Below are 3,841 nucleotides of genomic sequence, written 5' to 3'. Positions count from 1 at the left end.
TGCAGCATCACCGCCAGCGCTCCGCCGGCCTCGACAAACCGGGTAATCGCGGCAATCTCATCCGCCGAAAAGGGGGCGAAGGGGCCGGAAATCACCAGTGCGCTCACCTCCGACAGGTCGGCATCGGTCAACGGCCCGGCGTGACTGAGAACCTGGCTGCCCTGGTCACGGAAGATGCCGGCCAGCTGCGAGAGATCGAGCGGCCGCTCGCCGCCGGCCACGAACTGCTGGCCGTGGCCCTCATCGAACAAGACCAGCGGGCCGGGTTCGGCGCCGCTGGCGGTCGTCAGCACACATAGGAGCGTTAAGGTGAGCAGGTATTTCAACATGATTTCAATTCACCGTATTTTTCGGCATATTCCTTTTCGATAGACCGGCAATGGTTGCGGGTCGAGCTGGCATTGGCCAGGTAGATCGCCTTGACCTCGGGGCTGTCGACCTGTTCCGCGGCCTCCCGCAACGTCTTTTCCAGGCCATGCTCCTGTTCGATGGCCAGCCGCAGGGCGGCTTTCTCGGCAAAGCCTGCCGCCTCGAGCTGCTTCAAGGCCGCCCACCAGTCACTCCCGGTATTGGGCGGCTCGGCCAAAAACTCTTCAAAGGAATGAATGTCGCCGCCGCGGTAAACGTTGAAGAACGAGTAGGCGTGCTGGCGCTCTTCCCGAGCCAGCTGGGCGAATCGGCAGCTGGCTTCGGGATCGGTCATTTTCTGCGCCGCCAGCCGGTAGAAATCCATCGCATCCTTTTCAGTCTGCATGGCCGCCCTTATCGCTTGCTGCAAATCCAGGAGTTGCTTCATCGAATCCTCCCACATTGTGCTGTCGACAAGGGCGACCGGGCGCTCCTAAAAAAAACGTTTCAGCAGACCGGCGAAGGCCGCCCCGTGACGGGCCTCGTCCTTGCACATCTCATGTACGGTGTCGTGAATGGCGTCGTAGCCGAGCTGCTTGGCCTTGACGGCGATATCCTTCTTGCCCTGGCAGGCGCCGAATTCGGCATCGACCCGCATCTGCAGGTTGCTGCGGGTATCGGGCAGAACCACCTCGCCGAGCAGTTCGGCGAACTTGGCGGCATGCTCGGCCTCTTCAAAGGCGATGCGCTTGTAGGCCTCGGCGATTTCCGGAAAGCCTTCGCGGTCGGCCTGGCGGCTCATGGCCAGGTACATGCCGACCTCGGTGCATTCGCCCATGAAGTTGGCGCGCAGCCCTTCGAGGATTTCCGAATCGACCCCTTGCGCCACCCCGATGCGGTGCTCATCGGCCCAGGCGCGGTTGCCATCGGTCTGCTCCTTGAAACGCATGGCGGAAACGCCGCACTGGGGGCACTTCTCCGGAGCCGCATCGCCTTCGTGGACATAACCGCACACCGTACAGACAAACTTCTTCATAAATTATGTTCCTCCCTGATGATTTGTCAAACAATAAAAGATAAATTTGGTCTCAATTATAATCATCCGGGACCATCCGTCAAGACATTTATTACCATTCTTGTCTTTTTTAGAAGGGGCGGGCGCGCAGGCGCCGGACCGTCTCCGGATCGGGGGCGAAGGGGATGACGGGACGTGCGGGCAGCGGCAGGCGGTGGCTGGTGGCGAAGGGGGTTTCCTCGAGCTTGCGGTTGTAGGCCAGCACCATCAGCGCCTCGAGATTGACCACGTCTTCGATGTTGTAGGCGAGCAGGGTTTCCAGCGCCGCACGGCGCCCGCTGCGCCGGTAGTCGCGCCAGAGCAGCACGGCGAAAAATCCGTCGACCCCGTCGAGATCGCCGCGGCCCAGTCCGAGCTGACGCTCGCACCCCTTGAGCCCGCCCCGGTAGCCGAGGCTGTGCAGCAGGTAACGCAGGTCGATGTGAGCCTGCGGCAGGCGGATGTTCATGGCGCTCTCGATAAACGGCAGGTCGAAGCACTTGCCGTTGTAGGTCACCAGCAGGTCGTATTCGCGGATATCGACGGCAAAGGCCTCGAGGTTCTCCCCCTGCACGTAGGTGCGGATGCGGCGGCCGTCGTAGAGGGCGATGGTGGTGATGGCGTCGAGCTCACGGTCGAGGCCGGTGGATTCGATGTCGAGATAGGCGGTGCGCTCGCGGAACTCGGGAAAGAGCCGCCAGTGCTCCTTCGAGGAGAGCCGGTCGGTGAACCAGCGGGGGTCGCCCGCGGCGAGGCGCGACTGGGCCAGCGGCAGCTGCTCGCGAACGGTGCGGAGCCGGCCGGCAGAGAGCGGCGGCGCGGCGTGCCGCAGCAGCTCGTCCCAGCTGCGGATGCCAAAATCCCAGAGGTAGCTCTCGCTGCGGGCGCTGATTCCGGGAAGGTGGCAGAAGGTGTTGGTCAACATGGGTTTCCTGTCTATTCGTTATGATGTCGCAGGGGAAGCCACTTTTGCTTACTTTTGTTGGCTTGGATAAAAGTAAGGCGCCTGGCGGGACGCGACCCGCCGGTGTTAAGGTTTTAGCGGTTGAACAATCAAAGAGGGACAGGCACCTGCGGAGCCCGTCCCTGCGGGAGGGAGAAAATCCCTTTGGCTCTTCGCCGAATCCATATAGTATGGGACTGCACGCAGGATTTCAACGCGATTAAATCAATCCACAGCACACCCATACGCGAGTCACCGTTGAACAACGTCGCCCTTACCTACCTGGTCCTGGTCGCCACTGCCTACGCCCTGCTCTTTCGCCGCTCACCGGAGAAGACCCGGAAGAGCCTGCAGGTGGCCAAAGGCTCGCTGCTCAAGCTGGCGCCGATGCTGGCGGCCATTTTCGGCCTGATCGGCCTGTTTCAGGTTTTCATCCCCGCCGAACTGATCGAGCGCTGGCTGGGCGCCTCTTCGAGCTGGACGGCGCTGCTCACCGGCGGACTGCTCGGGGCGGTCGCCATCGGCCCGCCGGTGGCCGCCTTCCCCCTGGCCGGTTCGATGCTCGATGCCGGGGCCTGGCCGCCGGCAGCGGCCGCCTTCGTGGTCTCCTGGATTTCGGTCGGGGTGATCACCCTCCCCTTCGAGGCCGAGGTTTTCGGCCTGCGCTTCGCCCTTTCGCGCAACGCCATCGCCTTTGTCAGCGCGCTGCTGATCGGCCTGCTGATCGGATGGTGGCTATGAACGCCGCGCCCCGGCCCCCGTTGAGTGCCTGGTCGCTGCTGCGCGCCCAGTGGCTGCCTCTTTTCACCCTGCTGCTGTACGGCTGGGCGTATGCCGTCCATCCCGAGCAGGCCGGCCGGGCCCTGGCCTTCGGCGCCCAAACCTTCGCTTCGGTGGCCCTGCTGATCGTCGCGGTGATGGGCCTGGTCGGGCTGACCCAGGTCTGGATCAGCCGGGAAGCGGTCGCCCGCCTGCTCGGCCGCGAAGCCGGCTTCAAGGCGCTGCTGATTTCGGCGCTTTGCGGCACCATGCTGATCGGCCCGGCCTACCTGATTTTTCCCCTGCTGATGAGCATCCACCGGCAGGGGGCCCGCTGGGCGGTGATCGTCACGGTGCTGGCCGCCTACGCGGTAAAAATCCCCATGATCCCCCTCGAAATCGAGTTTCTCGGCTGGGGCTTTTCCCTCACCCGCTCACTGCTGACCATCCTCTTCGCCATCCCCTGCGGGCTGATCGTCGAGGCGATCATGGAAGCGCGCGCCCCCGTAAACGACTGAGCCCGGCAACCAGCCGGGCTCAACCCACACCATCTGAAACACAAGCTACTCGCGCCCGAGATCGGGCTGCCAGCGGATCACCTGCCGATCGTAATCGATGCGGTAATCGAGGTGGCGGAGAAAATCCATGCCGAGCAGGCCGTCGAAACTCGCCTGGGTGAGCTTGTGATCGATAACCATCGCCCGTACGTTGTCGACCTTGAACGGCCCCACCTGGAT

General features: G+C 63.2%; 5 protein-coding genes and 1 pseudogene. 2 read left to right on the top strand and 4 right to left on the bottom strand.

Annotation, left to right across the window (positions count from 1 at the left end; genetic code table 11):
- From ABYV89_RS15265 to ABYV89_RS15250, 4 genes and pseudogenes are all read right to left on the bottom strand, one after another.
- Positions 1 to 329 (bottom strand): annotated as a pseudogene (locus tag ABYV89_RS15265) (DUF4350 domain-containing protein); the annotation flags it as partial.
- Positions 323 to 796, bottom strand: coding sequence for a ferritin-like domain-containing protein (locus ABYV89_RS15260; protein ID WP_432823792.1), 474 nt, complete (start codon positions 794 to 796; stop codon positions 323 to 325). The gene ABYV89_RS15260 and the pseudogene ABYV89_RS15265, both read right to left, overlap by 7 nt.
- A 45-nt stretch (positions 797 to 841) precedes the next feature.
- Complete coding sequence (locus tag ABYV89_RS15255) at positions 842 to 1,384, bottom strand: NADH peroxidase (RefSeq protein WP_432823791.1); 543 nt, start codon at positions 1,382 to 1,384, stop codon at positions 842 to 844.
- A 109-nt stretch (positions 1,385 to 1,493) separates the two neighbouring features.
- On the bottom strand, positions 1,494 to 2,327 hold the full coding sequence (locus ABYV89_RS15250; protein WP_432823790.1) for a ribonuclease H-like domain-containing protein: 834 nt from the start codon (positions 2,325 to 2,327) through the stop codon (positions 1,494 to 1,496).
- 276 nt (positions 2,328 to 2,603) lie between these two features.
- Between ABYV89_RS15250 and ABYV89_RS15245 the strand changes: the two genes are divergently transcribed.
- Both ABYV89_RS15245 and ABYV89_RS15240 read left to right on the top strand, forming a co-directional pair.
- The gene (locus ABYV89_RS15245; protein WP_432823789.1) at positions 2,604 to 3,086 is read left to right on the top strand and encodes a permease; all 483 of its coding nucleotides are present in this window, start codon (positions 2,604 to 2,606) and stop codon (positions 3,084 to 3,086) included.
- Positions 3,083 to 3,622, top strand: coding sequence for a hypothetical protein (locus ABYV89_RS15240; protein ID WP_432823788.1), 540 nt, complete (start codon positions 3,083 to 3,085; stop codon positions 3,620 to 3,622). The genes ABYV89_RS15245 and ABYV89_RS15240 overlap by 4 nt, the downstream gene beginning before the upstream one ends.
- The last annotated feature ends 219 nt before the right edge of the window (positions 3,623 to 3,841 follow it).

Origin of the sequence: Trichloromonas sp., from assembly GCF_041583255.1 — a bacterium.
GTDB lineage: Bacteria > Desulfobacterota > Desulfuromonadia > Desulfuromonadales > Trichloromonadaceae > Trichloromonas.
Note: the sequence above shows the minus strand (reverse complement) of the source record. Positions and strands in the feature narration are given on the sequence as shown.